This is a genomic window from Serratia sp. 25CWL12 (assembly GCF_055790885.1).
Window position 1 is genome coordinate 3,179,237 of the sequence record NZ_CM147698.1, and the last position, 18,869, is coordinate 3,198,105.

Sequence of the window (18,869 nt, forward strand, 5' to 3'; positions counted from 1 at the left end):
CGATCTCGGTTCACTGGAGACGCAGCTTGAATGGCAATAAGGCTATCACCACCATCCGCTCGGCCAATAATACCCCATCAGATAAATCACCACGGCAGCCAGCACACCGGCGATGATATCATCAATCATGATCCCCAAGCCGCCATGCACATTGCGGTCAAACCAGCGAATCGGCCATGGCTTCCAGATATCAAGAATACGGAACACCACAAACCCGCTAATGACCCATTGCCAGTTGTGTACCGGTAACATCATCAAGGTGATCCACATACCGACAAATTCATCCCAGACGATGCTGCCATGATCATCCACCTGCATATCTTTGGAGGTTTTATGGCACAGATAAATACCGATGCCGCTACTGAATATCAGCACCAATAAATAAAGCGGCCAGGGTAACTGGATCAACAACAACCAGAACGGAATGGCAGCAATCGACCCCATGGTCCCTGGCATAATCGGCGACAATCCACTGCCAAAACCGGTCGCCAGCAGATGCCATGGGTTGCTCATACGTAGCCGGGACTTCGCTTCATCTTTCATGATTTTTACTCAATGCTGAAATGATCGTAGCCGTGCCACGGTAACTCAATCTCTTGATGACCACGATAGAACTTCACCCCATCAGCGGGCGAAACAATCTGGCCGATGCAGGTGTAATCCGCACCTAAATGGCTTAACGCCACTTCTAATGCGCCACGATTGATCTCCGGTACGGTAAAGCACAGCTCGTAGTCTTCTCCGCCTGTCAGTGCCCAACGCAACGCCTGTTCCACCTCGGCATGCTGGGTCATCGCTTGTGACATTGGCAGTTCATCCAGTTCAATGCGCGCCCCACACCTAGAAGCCTTGAGCACATGTTTCAAGTCAGAGATTAAACCATCGGAAATATCGATCGCCGAACTGGCCAGATCACGCAGCGCTTTACCCTGCAACACGCGCGGTGTCGGCCGTAAATGGCGTTTCAGCAAATAGTTACGCGCTTCTGGGTCGCTCACCTGCAAGCGTTGTTGCAGAATAGCCAGCCCGGCGGCACTGTCACCCAACATTCCGGTGACATAAATCCAGTCACCGATCTTGGCACCACTGCGTGTTAATGCCCGCCCGGCAGGTACCAGGCCATTGATGGTCAACGTCATGCTGAGTGGGCCACGTGTGGTATCCCCACCAATCAGTTGCATGCCGTAGTAATTGAGTTGTTCGAATAGGCTGTCACTGAACGCTTTCAGCCAGGCTTCATCCACATTAGGGAGTGTCAACGCCAAGGAAAGCCAAGCGGGATCAGCGCCCATTGCCGCCAGGTCGCTCAGATTAACGGCTAACGCTTTGTAACCGAGATCGGCCGGATCTATCTCCGCCAAAAAATGGATGCCTGATACCAAGGTATCGGTACTGATGGCTAAAAGCTGTTTTTCTGCCACTGTCAGGAGTGCGCAGTCATCACCAATGCCCAACTGAACATCCCGGCGCACAGTCTCAGGACGGTTAAAATAACGGGCAATAAGATCGAACTCACCGCATGCCATGCTCTTTCCTCCAAAGAAATCAAGGCCGGTTTCCCGGCCTTAGTCGTTATTTTTTCTTACGGATACTGGGAGCAGCTTTGTCCAACACACCATTGACAAACTTGTGACTATCTTCAGCACCAAAGGTTTTCGCCAGTTCGATCGCTTCATTGATAGCCACTTTGTAAGGAACATCCTCACGCATTTTTAGCTCAAACAGCGCAATGCGCAGTACGGCTCTTTCCACCTGGCCCAGCTCTTCGAGTTGGCGAGACAGATAGGGGGCCATCAGCCCATCCAGCATACCCGCATTGACTGCCACACCAGAAAGCAGCTCACGAAAATAGGCGATGTCAACATCTTTGACATCCTGCTCCGTCAGGAACTGATGTTCAACATCGGCAATGTCATTTCTAGACAACTGCCAAGAGTAGATCGCTTGAACAGCGCACTCACGAGCGCGACGACGAGCAGCAGGTTTCACGGAATTCCCCTTAAACTAAATTCAGGCTTTAATCGCCTTGATAACATTAATCATTTCAAGTGCGGTCAGTGCTGCTTCTGCGCCTTTATTACCGGCTTTGGTCCCAGCGCGTTCAATCGCTTGTTCAATACTTTCAGTGGTCAGTACCCCAAAGGCAACCGGGATCTCGGTAGTCAATGAGACATGCCCCAGGCCAGAGCTGGCTTCACCAGCCACATATTCAAAGTGCGCAGTACCACCACGGATCACGGTACCCAGCGCAATCACGGCGTCATATTTGCCAGTATTGGCCAATACACGTGCCGTTAATGGCAATTCGTATGCTCCAGGAACCCAAACAACGGTGATGTTGGCATCATCAACCTGACCCACACGTTTCAGGGCATCAATGGCACCTTGCAGTAGGCTGTCGTTGATAAAATTGTTAAAACGTGCAATTGCGATCGCCACACGGGCATTAGGAGTGGCAACAACACCTTCAATAACTTTCATGGGCTTTCCTCAAAAATAGGTTCAATACCCCATAGGGGGGCGGATTCTATCATATTCTTTGTCTACCTGCGCGGCGGTTTTTTAAAACACCAGGGAGCAGGGAGATAAAAGTGGTATTCGTTATTTAGCAGTTAGCCGCAAACGCAAGTCTGGACCGATCTGGCGCACTTCACTGAAAACAAACTCTGGTGCCTCAGACAACTGTTCAAGACCCGGTAATTGACACAATCCCCGGCCATTATCACCCAATAACTTGGGTGCCACATACAGTATCAGCTCATCAACCAGCCCGGCTTGCAGTAAGCTCCCCGCCAACTGGGCACCGGCTTCAACCCAAACCGTGTTCACTTGGCGTTTAGCCAGTTGCATCATCATCGCAACCAGATCAATCCCACGCCCATACTCAGGTAGCAACAATTGTTCTACACCTGCTGGCCAAGATTGAGCATCCGGTTGCAAACGTGCCAACCAAGTGTTCCCAGGCTGCTGTACCACCCGATGTTGTGGTGTGACCCGGTTCTGACTATCTAAAATAACCCGCACAGGTTGCCGCAGATTTTCACGCGGGTAGATTTGGCGAATGTCATCACTCAATTCATCCCAGCGCACTGTCAGTGACGGATCGTCGGCCAATACCGTGGCACTCGTGCTCAGGATGGCAGAACTTTCAGCACGCAAACGCTGTACATCCTGCCGGGATTGCTCTGAGGTGATCCACTGGCTTTCACCGGAGGCCATGGCAGTTCGGCCATCCAAAGAGGCCCCCAGTTTCAACTGCACATAAGGCAAACCGGTACGCATCCGCTTGAGGAAACCGCGATTGACCGCTTCAGCATCAGCCAGCATCACCCCGTGACACACCTCAATACCCGCCTGCTGTAGCTTATGCAGGCCACGCCCGGCAACTTGCGGGTTAGGGTCTTGCATTGCCGCCACCACGCGGCTAACCCCCGCGGCAATCAGCGCATCAGCACAAGGTGGGGTACGACCCTGGTGGCTGCAAGGTTCCAGCGTGACATAAACGGTGGCACCACGCGCCTGTTCACCCGCCATACGTAAGGCATGCACTTCGGCATGTGGCTCACCGGCTCGCAAATGGTAACCTTCACCAACAATCTGACCATCGCGCACAATCACGCAACCGACATTCGGATTAGGTGTAGTGGTAAAACGCCCCTGCCGTGCCAGCTCAAAGGCACGCGCCATGTAAAATTGGTCGTTATGCATAAGCAACCAGCTTAATCCTGCAGTTTGGCGATTTCTTCGCCGAATTCACGAATGTCTTCAAAACTACGGTAAACCGATGCAAAACGGATATAAGCCACTTTATCCAGCTTTTTTAAGGCATCCATCACCAGATTACCCACCATTTTGGTCGGTACTTCGCGTTCACCCGTGGCCCGCAACTGGGATTTGATATGATTAATCGCGTTTTCTACATCATCTGAGCTGACTGGGCGCTTTTCCAACGCTTTCAGCATCCCACGACGCAATTTATCTTCATTGAACGGTTCACGAACTTCATCACTTTTAATCACCCGCGGCATCACCAGTTCGGCTACTTCAAACGTGGTAAAACGCTCATTGCAGACCAGACATTGGCGACGACGGCGCACCTGAGAACCGTCCCCCACCAGGCGGGAATCAATCACTTTGGTATCAACAGCAGCGCAAAAAGGGCAATGCATAACTCATCCTGATAAGCATTTTATTGTTAAGCACAGTTTACCCCGAACTTGGGTTACAACAAAGCGCACAGGGCATTTGTTGTGAATTGCCTCGAGGGTTGCCCAATAAACATGCCACTACCGAGTCTCTGGAACAGCAACAAACAAAAATGCCAGTCAGGATCCACTGACTGGCATTTAATTCAAGCTTGATATCTAGGGTTATTCAAGCTCCAGGAAGCGGTAGCCTAAATAAACGATGCCACTTGATCACGGTAAAATAGAAGGCTGATCTGCCCCTTCTTTTTCCACTTTCAGTTGCAGCATGTGCTCACGTTTCATCCCCAGTTTCAACGCCAGTGCCGAAGCAACGTAGATAGAGGAGATGGTACCGATAGACACACCAATCAACATGGTTAATGAGAAACCATGTAGCATCGCGCCACCAAAGATGTACAGCATCAGAACCACCATCAATGTCGTGGCGGAAGTCATAATGGTACGACTCAGGGTTTGTGTCAGCGAAACGTTCACGATTTCGTAAGGTGTACCACGGCGGATCTTGCGGAAGTTCTCACGGATACGGTCAGAAACCACAATACTGTCGTTCAGCGAGTAACCGATAACCGACATCAATGAAGCGACGATGGTCAAGTCAATCTCGATATGGAAGAGCGACAATATCCCCATGGTGATAACCACGTCGTGAGCCAGTGCCAGAACCGCACCCAATGCCAGACGCCATTCAAACCGGAACCCAACATAGATCAGGATACAGATCAACGCCACCAACAACGCCATACCACCGGTTTGCGCCAGTTCACTCCCGACACTCGGGCCTACGAACTCAATACGCTTGACCGTCGCATTTTTATCAACGGATGCGTTGATCACGCTGATCACTTTATTACCCAGTTCCTGACCTACGCTACCCTCTACTGGCGGCATACGCACCATAATGTCACGGCTGCTGCCAAAGTTCTGGATAATCGGATCCTTAAACCCGGCTTGTTCCAAGGTATCGCGCAGCAGGTCAAGATTGGCGGGTTGCTCCAGGTTAATTTCAATCACCGTACCACCGGTGAAATCCAGCCCCCAGTTAAAACCGCGTAGCGACATGACAGTGACAGACGCAATCAATAATATTATTGAAATGGCGAAGGCCAGATAATCCCAACGCATAAAGTCATGGACTTTACGGCCGTAGTTAAGTTGTTCAACAGTATAATCCTGTGCCACAACACACTCCTCAAATAGACAGCTTGTTAATGCGCTTGCCGCCGTAAAGCAGGTTGACAATGGCACGGGTACCAACAATGGCAGTGAACATGGACGTTGCCACGCCAATTGCGGTGGTAATTGCAAAGCCTTTGATCGAACCTGTACCCACTGCATACAGAATAATTGCAGTAATCAAGGTGGTGATGTTGGCATCAACAATACTGGAGAACGCGCCTTTATAGCCCTCATGGATGGCCTGTTGAACGGATCGCCCATTCTTCAGTTCCTCCTTGATACGCTCGTTTATCAGGACGTTGGCATCGACCGCTACCGCCAGTGTCAGCACGATACCGGCAATACCCGGCATGGTGAGCGTCGCCCCTGGCAACAGTGACATGATACCGACAATCAGCACCAGGTTAGCCATCAGCGCCGATGAGGCGATCAGGCCAAACTTGCGATACCAAACCACCATAAACACGATGGAGGCAACCAAGCCCCACAGACAGGCTTCCAGACCCTGGGTAATATTCTGCTGACCCAGTGTCGGACCAATGGTCCGCTCTTCAACAATCTGGATCGGCGCGATCAACGCACCAGCACGCAACAACAACGACAGTTGACGAGCTTCATTCGGGTTGTCGATACCGGTGATACGGAAACTGTTACCCAGACGCGACTGAATATTGGCCACGTTGATCACTTCTTCCTGCTTCACCAGAATGGCGCGTCCATTGGCATCTCTCTTGCCGCTGTCTTTATACTCGACAAACAGCGTAGCCATAGGTTTACCAATGTTGTCCTTGGTGAAGTTGGACATGATAGTCCCACCTGCACCGTCCAGGGAGATATTCACCTGTGGGCTACCCATTTCATCGGTACCGGAGGTGGAGTCGGTGATATGGTCACCGGTCAGGATCACCCTTTTGTAAAGTACGATTGGCTGACCATCACGGGTGAATTTGACTTCTGAATCACCCGGCACACGGCCACTTGCCGCAGCAGAGGCATCCACATTGGTGTTCACCAAGCGGAATTCCAGTGTCGCCGTCGCACCCAAAATTTCTTTGGCGCGAGCCGTATCCTGGATCCCCGGCAGTTCAACCACGATGCGGTCGGCTCCCTGGCGCTGTACCAACGGTTCAGCAACACCCAGTTGGTTAACACGGTTACGCAGGATAGTGATGTTCTGTTGCACCGCGTATTCACGGGCCTCAGTCAAACGGGCATCGGTCAAGACGGCTCTCAGTGTGTTGCTGCCATTGGCAGACAACACCAGATCACGCTGACGTGGCGTGATATAGCTGATGGCCTGATCGCGGGCGGCATCATCACGGAAACGGACTTCGACAGCGTTGTTTTCCAACTTGCGAATCGCTGCATAGGGGATGCCCTTCTCACGCAGTTCAGTGCGTAAGGTGTCCATCGTCTGTTCCTGCAACTTGCTCAACGCGGTGTCCATATCGACTTCCATCAAGAAGTGCACACCACCACGTAAGTCCAGCCCCAGTTTCATTGGTTCCGCATTGATTCTAGCGAGCCAGGCAGGTGTTGCTGGAGCCAGGTTCAGCGCCACAACATATTTATCACCCAACTCCGCCATCAGAACTTCACGGGCACGTAACTGGACATCAGTATCTTTAAAGCGAGCCAGGATGGCACCGTTTTCCAGTGCAATCGACTTGCTTACAATATTATCTTTTTCTAATACGTTACGGACTTGATCCAGCGTCGCCTCACTGGCGGCGATACCACGCGCGCCAGTGATTTGTACCGCAGGATCTTCACCGTAAATGTTGGGAAGTGCATAAAGCAGACCGACGAAGATCACGACGATCAGCATCAGATACTTCCACAAAGGATAACGGTTTAGCACGGCAATTCCCTTAGGGAAAACAAAATTATAGAGCCTTCATCGTACCTTTCGGTAGAACGGCCGCAACAAAGTCACGCTTGATCATCACTTCGGTAGTGTCATTAAGCGCAATAGAAATAATACCGGTGTCAGCCACTTTGGTGACGCGGCCAATCAGCCCACCCGTGGTCAGCACTTCATCCCCTTTGCCGATGGACTCCATCAGTTTTTTATGCTCTTTAGCACGTTTTTGCTGCGGACGCAGGATCATAAAATAGAAAATCAGACCAAACACCACCAGCATGATAGGCAGCGAGTACGGGCTTGCCTGGGCCGAGGCTCCAGTGGCTGCAACGGCGTCAGAAATGAAAAAGCTCATTGAAATTCCCTCACTAAGTATTAATTATTAATTCAAACAGTTAAAGGTGGAACCGGCTTACCGATCCGCCTGTAAAAATCCGCAACAAACAGCTCTAATTTACTCTCTTCAATAGCCTTACGTAAACCCGCCATCAAACGTTGGTAGTAACGCAGGTTATGAATCGTGTTCAACCGGGCACCCAGTATTTCGTTGCAACGGTCAAGATGATGCAAGTAGGCACGACTATAATGGCGACAAGTATAACAATCACAATCTTTATCCAGCGTCGATGTATCATCCTTATGCTTGGCATTACGGATTTTCACCACACCGTCAGTGACAAACAGATGACCATTACGGGCATTACGTGTTGGCATCACACAATCGAACATATCGATACCACGCCGCACCCCTTCCACCAGATCTTCCGGTTTGCCAACCCCCATCAGATAACGAGGCTTATCCTGCGGAATTTGTGGGCAAACATGTTCAAGAATACGGTGCATATCCTCTTTAGGCTCACCGACTGCTAAACCGCCCACAGCGTACCCATCAAAGCCGATATCCACCAGCCCTTTTACGGAAACATCACGTAAATCTTGGTAAATACCCCCTTGAATAATACCAAATAACGCATTTTTGTTATTCAGCTCATCAAAGCGCTGACGGCTACGCTGCGCCCAACGCAGTGACATCTCCATCGAACGTTTAGCATAGTCCCAATCTGCCGGATAAGGTGTGCATTCGTCAAAAATCATCACAATGTCAGACCCCAGATCATACTGGATCTCCATGGACTTTTCTGGGCTGAGGAACACTTTATCGCCGTTGATAGGGTTACGGAAATAGACGCCTTCTTCTTTAATCTTACGCATTGCCCCGAGGCTAAACACCTGGAAACCACCTGAGTCGGTGAGAATCGGCCCGTGCCACTGCATAAAATCGTGCAAGTCACCATGCAGTTTCATGATTTCTTGCCCTGGGCGCAACCATAAATGAAAGGTGTTACCCAACAAGATCTGCGCGCCGGTCTCTTTCACCTCTTCCGGTGTCATACCTTTCACCGTGCCATAGGTACCAACCGGCATAAAAGCGGGCGTTTCTACGACACCTCGGTCAAAGATCAAGCGGCCACGACGAGCGCGCCCATCCGTTGTCTGTAATTCGTACTTCACAAAACCTCCAGCACCAGAGAAACAGTCCAGTGTTGTTAAAACAGAGCCACGCAGGATGCGTAACCCACAAATATAGCCATCACGGTGCCCACTGCCACCGTGTTGGCGGCATTAGTGATTTGCTCAGACGGATTGTTCACCCACCGACAGATTCAGTTTCTGCCTTGGGGTTATGGCTGATAAACATCGCATCACCATAACTGAAGAACCGGTACTGCTCGGCCACCGCCTGTTGGTAGGCATTGATGGTATTACGGTAACCAGCGAATGCCGAAACCAGCATAATCAAGGTTGACTCAGGCAGATGGAAATTGGTCACCAGCGCATCAACCACCTGATAATGGTAGCCCGGATAGATAAAAATACGGGTATCACCAAAGAAAGGCGCAATCACCCCCTGCTGACAAGCCTTGGCCGCACTTTCCAGTGAACGTACTGATGTGGTCCCTACCGCCACCACCCGGTTGCCCCGTGCTTTACACGCCAATACGGCATCGACGACATCCTGCGGCACTTCAGCATATTCGGCATGCATAATATGATCTTCAATGGTTTCCACCCGTACCGGTTGGAAAGTCCCCGCGCCTACGTGCAACGTGACAAACGCCATTACCACGCCCTTGGCGCGCAATGCAGCAAGCAGTGCTTGGTCAAAGTGCAACCCCGCAGTCGGGGCGGCCACTGCCCCTGGCTTTTCGCTGTACACCGTCTGATAGAGCTCGCGGTCGGCGGCTTCATCTGGGCGATCAATGTAGGGAGGTAACGGCATATGCCCCGCCGCATTAAGGAGGGTAAGCACATCTCGCTCATCATTAAAGCGCAGTTCAAACAGCGTGTCATGACGCGCCACCATCGTTGCTGCGATGCTCTCATCATCCCCCAGTAGCAATTCAGCCCCCGGTTTAGGCGCTTTGGATGCTCGCACATGAGCCAGTACCCGGTGTTCGTCCAAGACGCGTTCCACCAGGACTTCTAGCTTGCCACCACTCACCTTGCGGCCAAAGAGACGAGCCGGGATCACTCGGGTATTGTTAAAGACCAACAGATCACCCGCTTGCAGAATATCCAGCAGGTCGGTAAACACACCATGGGTCAACGCCCCACTCGGCCCATCCAATTGCAGCAAGCGGCAGGCACTACGCTCAGGTTGTGGGTAACGAGCAATCAAAGAATCGGGGAGATCAAAAGAAAAATCAGCGACGCGCATGGGTATCCACTTCTTCAAATACAGGCTATCGGTTAAAACAAGCGCTACAGTCTAAAGCCGTGGGCCACAAGCGGCAAGAAATAACAAAAAATTACCTCCCCCGCCCCTTAATGCAAGCTGCAGAGGCTACCCGCTACGCCCCTCTATGGGTGCGTTACGATGCGGCCTCGCAACTTGAATCACGCCGGGGATAATACTGCTTATCCCCCATCATCGGTTAATGCAACACACCGAGCCCGAAGCTGTCATCGGTGATAACAGACAGAATGCCACCATTGGTGATGTAACTACCACTGATGGCACCGGTTGCGATTATCGTGCCCAGTACCGGTTGGTTATAGTTGAGTACGCCATAGTTACTCCCTTGGAAAACCGTGGTGCCACTCAATTCGCTATCAAACTGTTCACCCTCGGTGGTGGTGACATAATAGTTTCCATCTGCAGCGCCTGTCGCCAAAGGCAGCGCAGAAGGCTGAGGTGCATAGAAACTCATGCCATAAATGGTTGATGAACGGGTCAGAATCAACGGTACCGGTTTACCATTAACCATACCGCTGATCAGGGAGCCGCTTAATACGCCATCATTATTGGCAGGGGTGCCGCCAACAAAGTAATCAAAGGCATTATGGCTGCTGTTCCAGGCAATATATCCTTTAGTGCTCGGCGCACAGTTGGCATCGTAGGTGATAAAACCCGGCGTGGCGGAAGCTTGGCAGGTTTGCCAAGTGGCAGCCGAAGAACGCAAGCGAGCAGAGCCACTCTGTAGAGTCGCATGACCATCGCTAACGCTATGCTGGATACCCGTTACATTATAAATATCCGCCAGCGCTTTATAATCGCTGCTGATATTCTGGAACGCCAACAGTGGCAGGAATGCGTTTTCCGCGACTTTGGCTACCCCGCCCGATAACACACCGCCCCCCATAAAGGTAAACTGCGCCCCATTCTCATCACTACTGAAAGTACAACCATTCTGCGTCAACAGCGTACCACTACGCACCGTACCTGCAGAACGTTGCAAGCTGGCATCGATAGTGATGGTGTAGCTCATGGTGACAGGATCGAAATTGATGGTCAGCTCCTCACCAAAGGTATCACCGCCTTTATAGGTGGTGGCTGCGGTGGGTAGATTGCTACAGGCTTGCGGCGGGAGATTGCCGCTATCGACACAACTGTAGTTAATGGCCGCATCTTGGCTACCGCTCCCCTTAAATTTAGGCCAGGAAGGATATTGGCAAAGGGGTCTGGTTCGCCCGTAGGTTTGTGCGTTGACATCCATTACCCAACGATTACCGGGTGCCACGCCATGCTCAACCCAGTTTTCCAACGCGCTTAATGAATTCCATGCTGGCAGAAAACTGCCCGTTCCATGCCCCATTCCTGGGACAGTATAAAAGCGAACGCCCTGAACGACAGCATCCTGCCCAACGGTATTAATCACTGCCTGATACCAGGAAATGGTGGAATTTGGACTAATCACTTCGTCTGCAAGGCCATGCAGTAGAATCAGACGGCGTTGCTGACCAAGAAACTCGGAGATATCCGGATTGGTGGCATCGGTTAATGCCGATACTTGCTGAACTCTAGCGGTGTAACTGCCAGGATCTACCGGGTTAAAGGTCAAGGAGTCAAAAGTCGGCTCACGGGTAATAAAATATTTTACCCACTGATCGCCAGTCACATACATATTGGCATCGCCCTTGACCGCCGGATTCGCTGGAACCGGGCGGGTCCCCAAGTTACGCGTAGTAAAGGGACCAGCGACCAAAGTCCCCTCCAGCAGATTGTATCCCCCCGCCACATTGACACCATTGGCTAAGGAATAGTCCAACTGCAACGGCGATTCGATCACCTTAACGGTGGCGATCTGCGCATCAGAGAGGCAGGTATCACCACTATCTTGTCCGTTAGGGCAACGCAGACTAGTCAGTACCTGCTCACTCCCGGCCCTGCACCCCTCAACATTACTGATAACTTTGTCTAACACGCCGTCCAAGCCATCACAGGCGGTCATTGCGGTCTGTTGTACCAGCAACGTTTTATTGATATTCAACCAACCGGCACCATTATCGAGATACAACGCGCGGCCTAACGCCACATTGGACAGACGAGTGCCGGTGTAATTGAGTGCCGGCTCGTTGGCAATCACGCCATCATAGTCCTGGGGCCAGCGCTGGATATAGCTCAGTGCATCACGCCCCCCGGTAGAGGTCCCAAGGAAATAACTGTACTTTGGCAATTGCCCATAACGCTGTTTCAGCAGCAGCAAAGCAACATCATGGGTCTTTTTCAATGTATCACCGCCATAATTGGTCAGCGCTTCATCGTTCATCGCAAAACTGCCATCGGTAATACTGCTGCTCTGATGGCCGGAGTCATCCCCCCAGGTTGCATAACCCTGTGCCAGCGGTGCCGGGTTACTTGGCAAACCAAAACGAACGGTTTCCGTGCCATTAATCAATTTGCCATCAAAACCCCCACCACCAAAATGGATCGCTTTATTGTTCCATTTAGTCGGGAAATTAACGGCGAAATTAATGTTTGTATCCCCACCACTGACAGAAAGAATTTTACCGCGCACCTGGCAATATTCCCCCAAGGTATTTCCAGTCGCATCAGCCAGGATCAGTGAAGCTGAAACCACTTGAGCGCCGCCAGTGGCTAAGGTGAAGGCTGACGCAGGGAAGGTGACACCATTGAGTTGCTCACAGGCCTGTTGTGCCGTAAGAACAACCGGATCAACGGGATCCACCGGTTCGACCGGGTCTACCGGATTAACAGGGTCGACGGGGTTAACTGGGTCGATGGGATTAACAGGATCAACAGGATCACTCCCGCCAGAATTCGCACTCTGTGTTGAATCTGGATTACAGCCAGCCAGTAATAGGCAGATTAAACTGGTTAGCAACGGGTATTTTATCTTGGTTGTTATTCTATTATACCAACCTGTAGGTAGAGGCTTCATGGCTTGAATTTCCTTATCTTATTATTGAACCTGTTATACCCATCGCCTTTCGAGATACCGAAAAGTTGACTTTATTATTCTATATCAATAACTTTGCCCTTCGCGGGTGACTGTAAACATCTCAAAATCACTTGGGTATAGCGCAATCGAAATAGGGTTTTCTTTCTGGGACTTGAGTGCCAAAGCAAAATGAATTATCAGCGGTGTAACAGCTGTGAAAAAGTCAGGTTAATCCAAATGCAAAACGATGAGGTTGACCATAAGCCCCTATTGATGTGAAAGCTGTCGTCATCACGAAAAAAATCCACTTAATAACTAACAATGTTTTAATAACTAACAATGTTTTCATTTTTTTCATATTACATCCCTATAAATAAGCATTGATTTAACATCAATAACTCCTTGTTTACAAAGAACATCTTTATCTTTTCCTACAAAGACATGGAAAAATATAGGTGATACTTGTCAATTTGCCAATTTCGAATCAACAGAAATAATAAATAAACGTTAAGGCTGAGCGACGTTGAATAGGACAAAGCTGCAACTGGAATGATTTCGCGTATAATAGCGGTATGAATTTTCTCGCTCATCTCCATTTGGCTCAGCTTGCAGAAAGCTCGCTACTCGGTAACCTGCTCGCCGACTTTGTGCGGGGCAACCCGATGAATCAATACGCTCCTGAGGTGGTTGCTGGCATCATGATGCATCGGCGTATCGATGTGTTAACTGATAGTCAGCCAGAAGTCAGGGCCTGTTATGACTATTTCAGCCCCTCCTTCCGCCGCGTCGCGCCGATTACACTGGATATCGTCTGGGATCATTTTCTGGCTCGCCATTGGCAACAGTTTGAACCCGACTGCAGTTTGCCCCATTTTGCCCAGCAAGCACGTCATCTGATTGAGCCGCATCTGGCGCAAACGCCGCAACGCTTCCAAAGGCTGAATGACTACCTTTGGCCTGATCGATGGCTGGAGCGCTATGCCGAGCTGCCGTTTATCGCCCAAGTACTGCAAGGCATGGCCAGCCGCCGCCCCAAGCTGCAAGCTCTGGCCGGTTCTTTTGCTGATGTGGAGCACCATTATCATCTGCTTGAAAGCCACTTCTGGCAGTTTTACCCACGCATGGTGCAACAAGCCAAAGACAAAGCATTTTGAGCAGACCTCCCCCCTTAAATTTGGCAAGTTGTAATGAATATACCCTTTACCCCTTGCCCTTTTATCCAAAAAGGTTACCTTTAATCTTGCTAAACGCGATCATTGGTTTTGATAGGTTAAAGCTATCTCATTGATTGGTCTTTTACTCTTTCTTCATTAGATAAGGGTCTCTATACTGGCCCTTGCTTTTACATCAACCCTTTGAACAACTATTACAGGAGTAATTATGGTCCTGGTAACTCGTCAAGCCCCTGACTTCACTGCTGCAGCCGTACTTGGCAACGGCGAAATCGTCGGAAACTTCAACCTGAAGAAGCACCTGAACGGCAAACCTGCTGTTCTGTTCTTCTGGCCGATGGACTTCACCTTCGTATGTCCTTCTGAATTGATTGCCTTCGATCACCGTTATGAAGAATTCAAAAAGCGTGGCGTTGAAGTTGTTGGCGTCTCTTTCGACTCTGAATTCGTTCACAACGCATGGCGTAAAACCCCTATCGATAAAGGCGGCATCGGTGAAGTGAAATATGCCATGGTTGCTGACATTAAGCGTGAAATTCAGCAAGCTTACGGCATTGAACACCCAGACGCGGGCGTTGCTCTGCGTGGTTCTTTCCTGATCGACAAAAATGGTATCGTGCGTGCACAGGTTGTCAACGACCTGCCAATCGGCCGTAATATCGATGAAATGCTCCGTACTGTTGATGCACTGCAATTCCACGAAGAGCACGGCGAAGTGTGCCCAGCTCAGTGGGAAAAAGGCAAAGCAGGTATGGGCGCTTCTCCAGATGGCGTAGCAAAATACCTGTCTGAAAACGCAGCCAAGCTGTAATAGCGTTCCAGCAGTATGATAATCGGCCAGCACTGCTGGCCGTTTTTTTTCCTTTCTGTCACCACCACTGAGCAGATTCACTGCTTTACTCACCCGTTTCCTTCGCATTTTTTACGCGGCCCACCCTCAATTAGCAGCCAAAACCGATGATCACCAAATCCATTCAAACTATTAAAGCTTGAACTATAACGAGTCTCTCGATCATTATAAAAAGTCTGACAGAATAAATAGGGGACGTTATGTTTTTGCAAAAATGGAATAAGCCACTCGCCTTGGTTGCCTTACTGGTCAGCTCTCACCTGCATGCTGTGTCCAGTCCAGCCGTGGAAGCGCAACAAGGGATGGTGGTGACATCGCAACATCTGGCCTCTCAAGTGGGCGTGGATATTCTCAAAATGGGGGGCAACGCGGTAGATGCTGCGGTAGCGGTGGGTTACGCGCAAGCGGTGGTCAACCCTTGCTGCGGTAATATTGGTGGTGGCGGCTTTATGACGCTACACCTCGCCGATGGTACGGATACCTTTATCAACTTCCGTGAAACCGCCCCTGCTGCGGCCAGTGCCGATATGTATTTAGATGCCAACGGCAAGGTGAAAAAGGATGCCAGCCTGTATGGCTACCTAGCCGCAGGCGTACCAGGCACAGTATTGGGAATGGAAACCGCACGGGAGAAATACGGTAAGCTGAGCCGTGCACAAGTCATGGCCCCCGCCATCAGATTAGCACGTGAAGGGTTTATCCTGACCCGTGCCGATACCGACATTCTCGACACCACAGTTGCACGTTTCAAGCAAGATCCAGAATCAGCTAAAATTTTCCTGCGTCGCGATGGTTCACCACTATTGCCAGGGGATCGTCTGATACAAACTGATCTGGCCAATACCCTGGAAACCATTGCCAAAGAGGGGCCGACTGCTTTCTATCATGGCAAAATTCCACAAGCGGTAGAAGCTGCTGCTAAACGTGGGGGTGGTATCATTACCGCTGCCGATTTTGCCCATTACAAAGTCACCGAAACGACACCGATTACCTGCAGCTATCGCGGTTATAAATTTATCTCCGCACCACCACCCAGTTCTGGTGGAGTGACCTTGTGCGAAATTCTTAATATTGTTGAAGGTTATGATCTCAAGAGTATGGGGTTTAATTCTGCGGCGGCGATCCACACCATGAGCGAAGCCATGCGCCATGCCTATATGGATCGTAATACCTATCTGGGTGATCCCGAATTCATCAAAAACCCGATTGACCGTCTGACCAGTAAAAGCTATGCCAATGAAATCCGTACCCAGATCATCGCCAATCAGGCAACCCCATCGAAAGATGTTCAACCTGGCATAGCACCACACGAAAAACCGGAAACGACCCATTATTCAATTGTCGACCATGAGGGCAATGCAGTATCGACCACCTATACCGTTAATGGCCGATTTGGTGCAGTGGTGATAGCCCCAGGTACCGGGTTCTTCCTTAACGATGAGATGGATGACTTTACCATCAAGGTGGGTGAGAAAAATCTTTATGGCCTGGTACAAGGAACCGCCAATGCCATTGCCCCCAATAAGCGTCCACTCTCTTCAATGAGCCCAACCCTGGTGACCAAAGACAATAAAACCTTTATGGTGCTCGGCTCCCCTGGAGGATCACGTATTATCACCATCACGCTGCAAACTGCCTTGAACATCATTGATCATGGTATGGCACCGCAGGAAGCGGTAGATGCACCAAGGATTCACCATCAATGGCTACCGGATGAAGTCTATTACGAGCAGCGCGGGCTCTCTGCCGACACGCTGAACATCCTCAAGGGCATGGGCTACAAGATGGTTGAACAAACACCATGGGGGGCTGCAGAACTGATCCAGGTGGGCTTGCCGGGGGCGGCGGGGGTTCGCTCCACTGACTCCGGCAATGACTCAGCGGTCTCTGGCAAGGTACGCGTCGGTTATATCTACGGCGCCAATGATGCACGCCGACCCGCTGGGGCTGCCATCGGATATTGATTAATCTGTCGTTTACCCGCCCCCTGCGTGGCGGGTAAACGGTTATCAGCTTCACCCCAGCAACCGCCATATATTGGCCGATTCAGCCGCTAGCTTCAGTTGCAAGCCTGTGTCACCCGCACTTAACTCCCCTTCCCCCTCTAATTCTTGCCATTGCCCCTTTAGCAACAAAGGATTATAAGGCAGCATCACGTCATCACCGTCACTACGCTGTAAAGCAATCAGCACCCGCTCCTGTTGGTAACACCGCACAAACACCAGCGTTTCACCCTGCGCATAGAGTACCTGGCAAGCACCGCGACGTAATGCTTTGCTCTGCTTACGCAATGCTATCAAACGGCTAAACAACGCCAGCAAGGGCTGGTCCCATTGGTTTTCATCCCAGGGGAATGGCTTACGACAGAAAGGATCATTCCCGCCATCCAGACCTATTTCATCGCCATAATATAAACAAGGCACGCCAATCCAGCTAAGCAGCCACACCGCCGCCATTTGCATACGGCGCGGGTTATTGTCCAGCAGTGTCAAAAAACGAGCGGTATCATGGCTATCCAACTGGTTAAATTGAATCAGTTGGCAATTATGTGATAACCCGGCACGGTAACTTTCCATCCATTGCGCGCAAGCCGCCGCATCAAGTTGTATTGGATGATAGGCAACATCTACCCCCGCCAAAAAGGCGCGTACCGGTAAAGCGAACCCCATGTAATTCATCGCAGCATCTTCCACCCCGGCATGCAGCCAACGGCGTGCGTCGCCAAAATGTTCGCCTAATACATAGGCATCCGGGTTTTCCTGTTTGATCGCCTGATAAATCCCACCTACATGGTGCAAATTAGCTTCTGCGCCACCGTTCTCCCCTAACATATGCACCACATCCAGTCGCCAGCCATCAATACTGTAGGGTGGCCGTAACCAATGGCGCACCACACTGTCTTGCGCCTGATAAATGGCCTGCACGACCTGAGGTTCTGCGAAGTTGAGTTTTGGCAGCGTGCTATTCCCCTTCCAGCTCAGCACATTACCGTCTGGATAGAAGTTAAACCAACCGCGATAGGGGGAATCTGTATTGTGGCATGCCCCCTCCTTACCCTGCTGATAACGGTCAAACCAGGGATGTGAGTCGCCAATATGGTTGAATACCCCATCCAGCACCAGTTTAACGCCGATATTACTCGTCATTGCCCGCAAGCGCAGTAACGCCGGATTCCCCCCAGGTAAGGATCAACCTGGTAATAATCTTCGGTGTCATATTTATGGACACTGGGCGAGGTAAAAATCGGGTTCAAATAGAGTGCCGTGATACCCAGTTGCTGCAAATAGGGCAGTTTCTGGCAGATACCCTCTAAATCCCCACCGTAAAAGGTAGAGGCGGCGAATTTATCCACCAACGGCTGCTGCCACTCACTGCGCACCACATCGCAACCCGCTGCATGGTGTCGATAACTTCCCATCTTAATGCCATGTTCACCACCACTGCTGGCAAAGCGGTCAGGAAATATTTGATAAAATATCTGATCCGCCACCCAAGATGGCGTGGTGTCGGGTTCATCTACCGCAAACTGAGCTAATTGTCCTGGTGGTGTCAATGACCAACCTTCCGGGCCAAACCACTGCTGGCGGTCAGCCCACAGTAATTTGAAACAATAGCGCCGTACCGCTTCCCCTTCATCAAGCGGCAAACTGGCCTGATAGCGCCACAGTCCCTCTTCTGGCTGCGCTTTCATTATCAGTAACCACTCTTCATTATCGGGCTCAACACGCAGGAATACCCGTTCGGGCAAGTCATCTCCCTGCAACCACAACGTAATCTGCAAACGTTGTTTTTTTCTTGTCATGAATGGTGGAACGGGTTGATGCCAGGCATTGAGCATGACTTTTCTCTCCTGATATACCAAATAGAAGCAACGGTATTACACTCTGTGCGACACCATGACACGCTCAATAGCAT

The 18,869-nt window shown here is 50.6% G+C and carries 15 protein-coding genes and 1 pseudogene; 3 read left to right on the forward strand and 13 right to left on the reverse strand.

All coding sequences use genetic code 11. From position 1 onward, the window contains the following. Positions 1-45 precede the first annotated feature (45 nt). The 12 genes from pgpA to ACX9GV_RS13720 all read right to left on the reverse strand — a co-directional run bounded on the left by pgpA (position 46) and on the right by ACX9GV_RS13720 (position 12,932). Positions 46-543 carry a phosphatidylglycerophosphatase A gene (gene pgpA / locus ACX9GV_RS13665; RefSeq protein ID WP_473195900.1) on the reverse strand — a complete coding sequence of 166 codons (498 nt, stop codon included), beginning with the start codon at positions 541-543 and terminating at the stop codon, positions 46-48. A 5-nt stretch (positions 544-548) separates the two neighbouring features. Next, a complete protein-coding gene (gene thiL, locus ACX9GV_RS13670) occupies positions 549-1,526 on the reverse strand; it encodes a thiamine-phosphate kinase (RefSeq protein ID WP_473195901.1) in 978 nt (325 codons plus the stop codon). A gap of 46 nt (positions 1,527-1,572) precedes the next feature. After that, entirely contained in the window at positions 1,573-1,989 is a 417-nt protein-coding gene (gene nusB / locus ACX9GV_RS13675) for a transcription antitermination factor NusB (protein WP_023489502.1), read from the reverse strand. A gap of 21 nt (positions 1,990-2,010) precedes the next feature. After that, positions 2,011-2,481, reverse strand: coding sequence for a 6,7-dimethyl-8-ribityllumazine synthase (gene ribH, locus ACX9GV_RS13680; RefSeq protein WP_023489501.1), 471 nt, complete (start codon positions 2,479-2,481; stop codon positions 2,011-2,013). 120 nt (positions 2,482-2,601) lie between these two features. Then, positions 2,602-3,708, reverse strand: a complete 1,107-nt coding sequence (gene ribD, locus ACX9GV_RS13685) for a bifunctional diaminohydroxyphosphoribosylaminopyrimidine deaminase/5-amino-6-(5-phosphoribosylamino)uracil reductase RibD (RefSeq protein WP_473195902.1) — start codon at positions 3,706-3,708, stop codon at positions 2,602-2,604. A gap of 11 nt (positions 3,709-3,719) precedes the next feature. Further along, positions 3,720-4,169: a transcriptional regulator NrdR gene (gene nrdR / locus ACX9GV_RS13690; protein WP_021180191.1), complete on the reverse strand. Its 450-nt coding sequence runs from the start codon at positions 4,167-4,169 to the stop codon at positions 3,720-3,722. 249 nt (positions 4,170-4,418) lie between these two features. Continuing rightward, positions 4,419-5,387: a protein translocase subunit SecF gene (secF, locus tag ACX9GV_RS13695; protein WP_473195903.1), complete on the reverse strand. Its 969-nt coding sequence runs from the start codon at positions 5,385-5,387 to the stop codon at positions 4,419-4,421. Between the two features lie 10 nt (positions 5,388-5,397). After that, positions 5,398-7,245, reverse strand: coding sequence for a protein translocase subunit SecD (secD, locus tag ACX9GV_RS13700; RefSeq protein ID WP_473195904.1), 1,848 nt, complete (start codon positions 7,243-7,245; stop codon positions 5,398-5,400). A 25-nt stretch (positions 7,246-7,270) separates the two neighbouring features. Beyond that, on the reverse strand, positions 7,271-7,603 hold the full coding sequence (yajC, locus tag ACX9GV_RS13705; protein WP_023489497.1) for a preprotein translocase subunit YajC: 333 nt from the start codon (positions 7,601-7,603) through the stop codon (positions 7,271-7,273). 32 nt (positions 7,604-7,635) lie between these two features. Next, the gene (tgt, locus tag ACX9GV_RS13710; RefSeq protein WP_473195905.1) at positions 7,636-8,760 is read right to left on the reverse strand and encodes a tRNA guanosine(34) transglycosylase Tgt; all 1,125 of its coding nucleotides are present in this window, start codon (positions 8,758-8,760) and stop codon (positions 7,636-7,638) included. A 136-nt stretch (positions 8,761-8,896) separates the two neighbouring features. Beyond that, complete coding sequence (queA, locus tag ACX9GV_RS13715) at positions 8,897-9,967, reverse strand: tRNA preQ1(34) S-adenosylmethionine ribosyltransferase-isomerase QueA (protein ID WP_473195906.1); 1,071 nt, start codon at positions 9,965-9,967, stop codon at positions 8,897-8,899. 217 nt (positions 9,968-10,184) lie between these two features. Next, positions 10,185-12,932, reverse strand: a complete 2,748-nt coding sequence (locus ACX9GV_RS13720; protein ID WP_473195907.1) for a tannase/feruloyl esterase family alpha/beta hydrolase — start codon at positions 12,930-12,932, stop codon at positions 10,185-10,187. A gap of 572 nt (positions 12,933-13,504) precedes the next feature. Between ACX9GV_RS13720 and ACX9GV_RS13725 the strand changes: the two genes are divergently transcribed. From ACX9GV_RS13725 to ggt, 3 genes are all read left to right on the forward strand, one after another. Then, positions 13,505-14,086, forward strand: coding sequence for an acyl carrier protein phosphodiesterase (locus ACX9GV_RS13725; RefSeq protein ID WP_473195908.1), 582 nt, complete (start codon positions 13,505-13,507; stop codon positions 14,084-14,086). A gap of 226 nt (positions 14,087-14,312) precedes the next feature. Then, complete coding sequence (locus ACX9GV_RS13730; protein WP_023489491.1) at positions 14,313-14,915, forward strand: peroxiredoxin C; 603 nt, start codon at positions 14,313-14,315, stop codon at positions 14,913-14,915. A 239-nt stretch (positions 14,916-15,154) separates the two neighbouring features. Beyond that, the gene (gene ggt, locus ACX9GV_RS13735) at positions 15,155-16,918 is read left to right on the forward strand and encodes a gamma-glutamyltransferase (RefSeq protein ID WP_473195909.1); all 1,764 of its coding nucleotides are present in this window, start codon (positions 15,155-15,157) and stop codon (positions 16,916-16,918) included. Between the two features lie 51 nt (positions 16,919-16,969). Here ggt and malZ read toward each other — a convergent pair. Further along, a pseudogene (gene malZ, locus ACX9GV_RS13740) lies at positions 16,970-18,792 on the reverse strand (maltodextrin glucosidase). Positions 18,793-18,869: the final 77 nt, after the last annotated feature.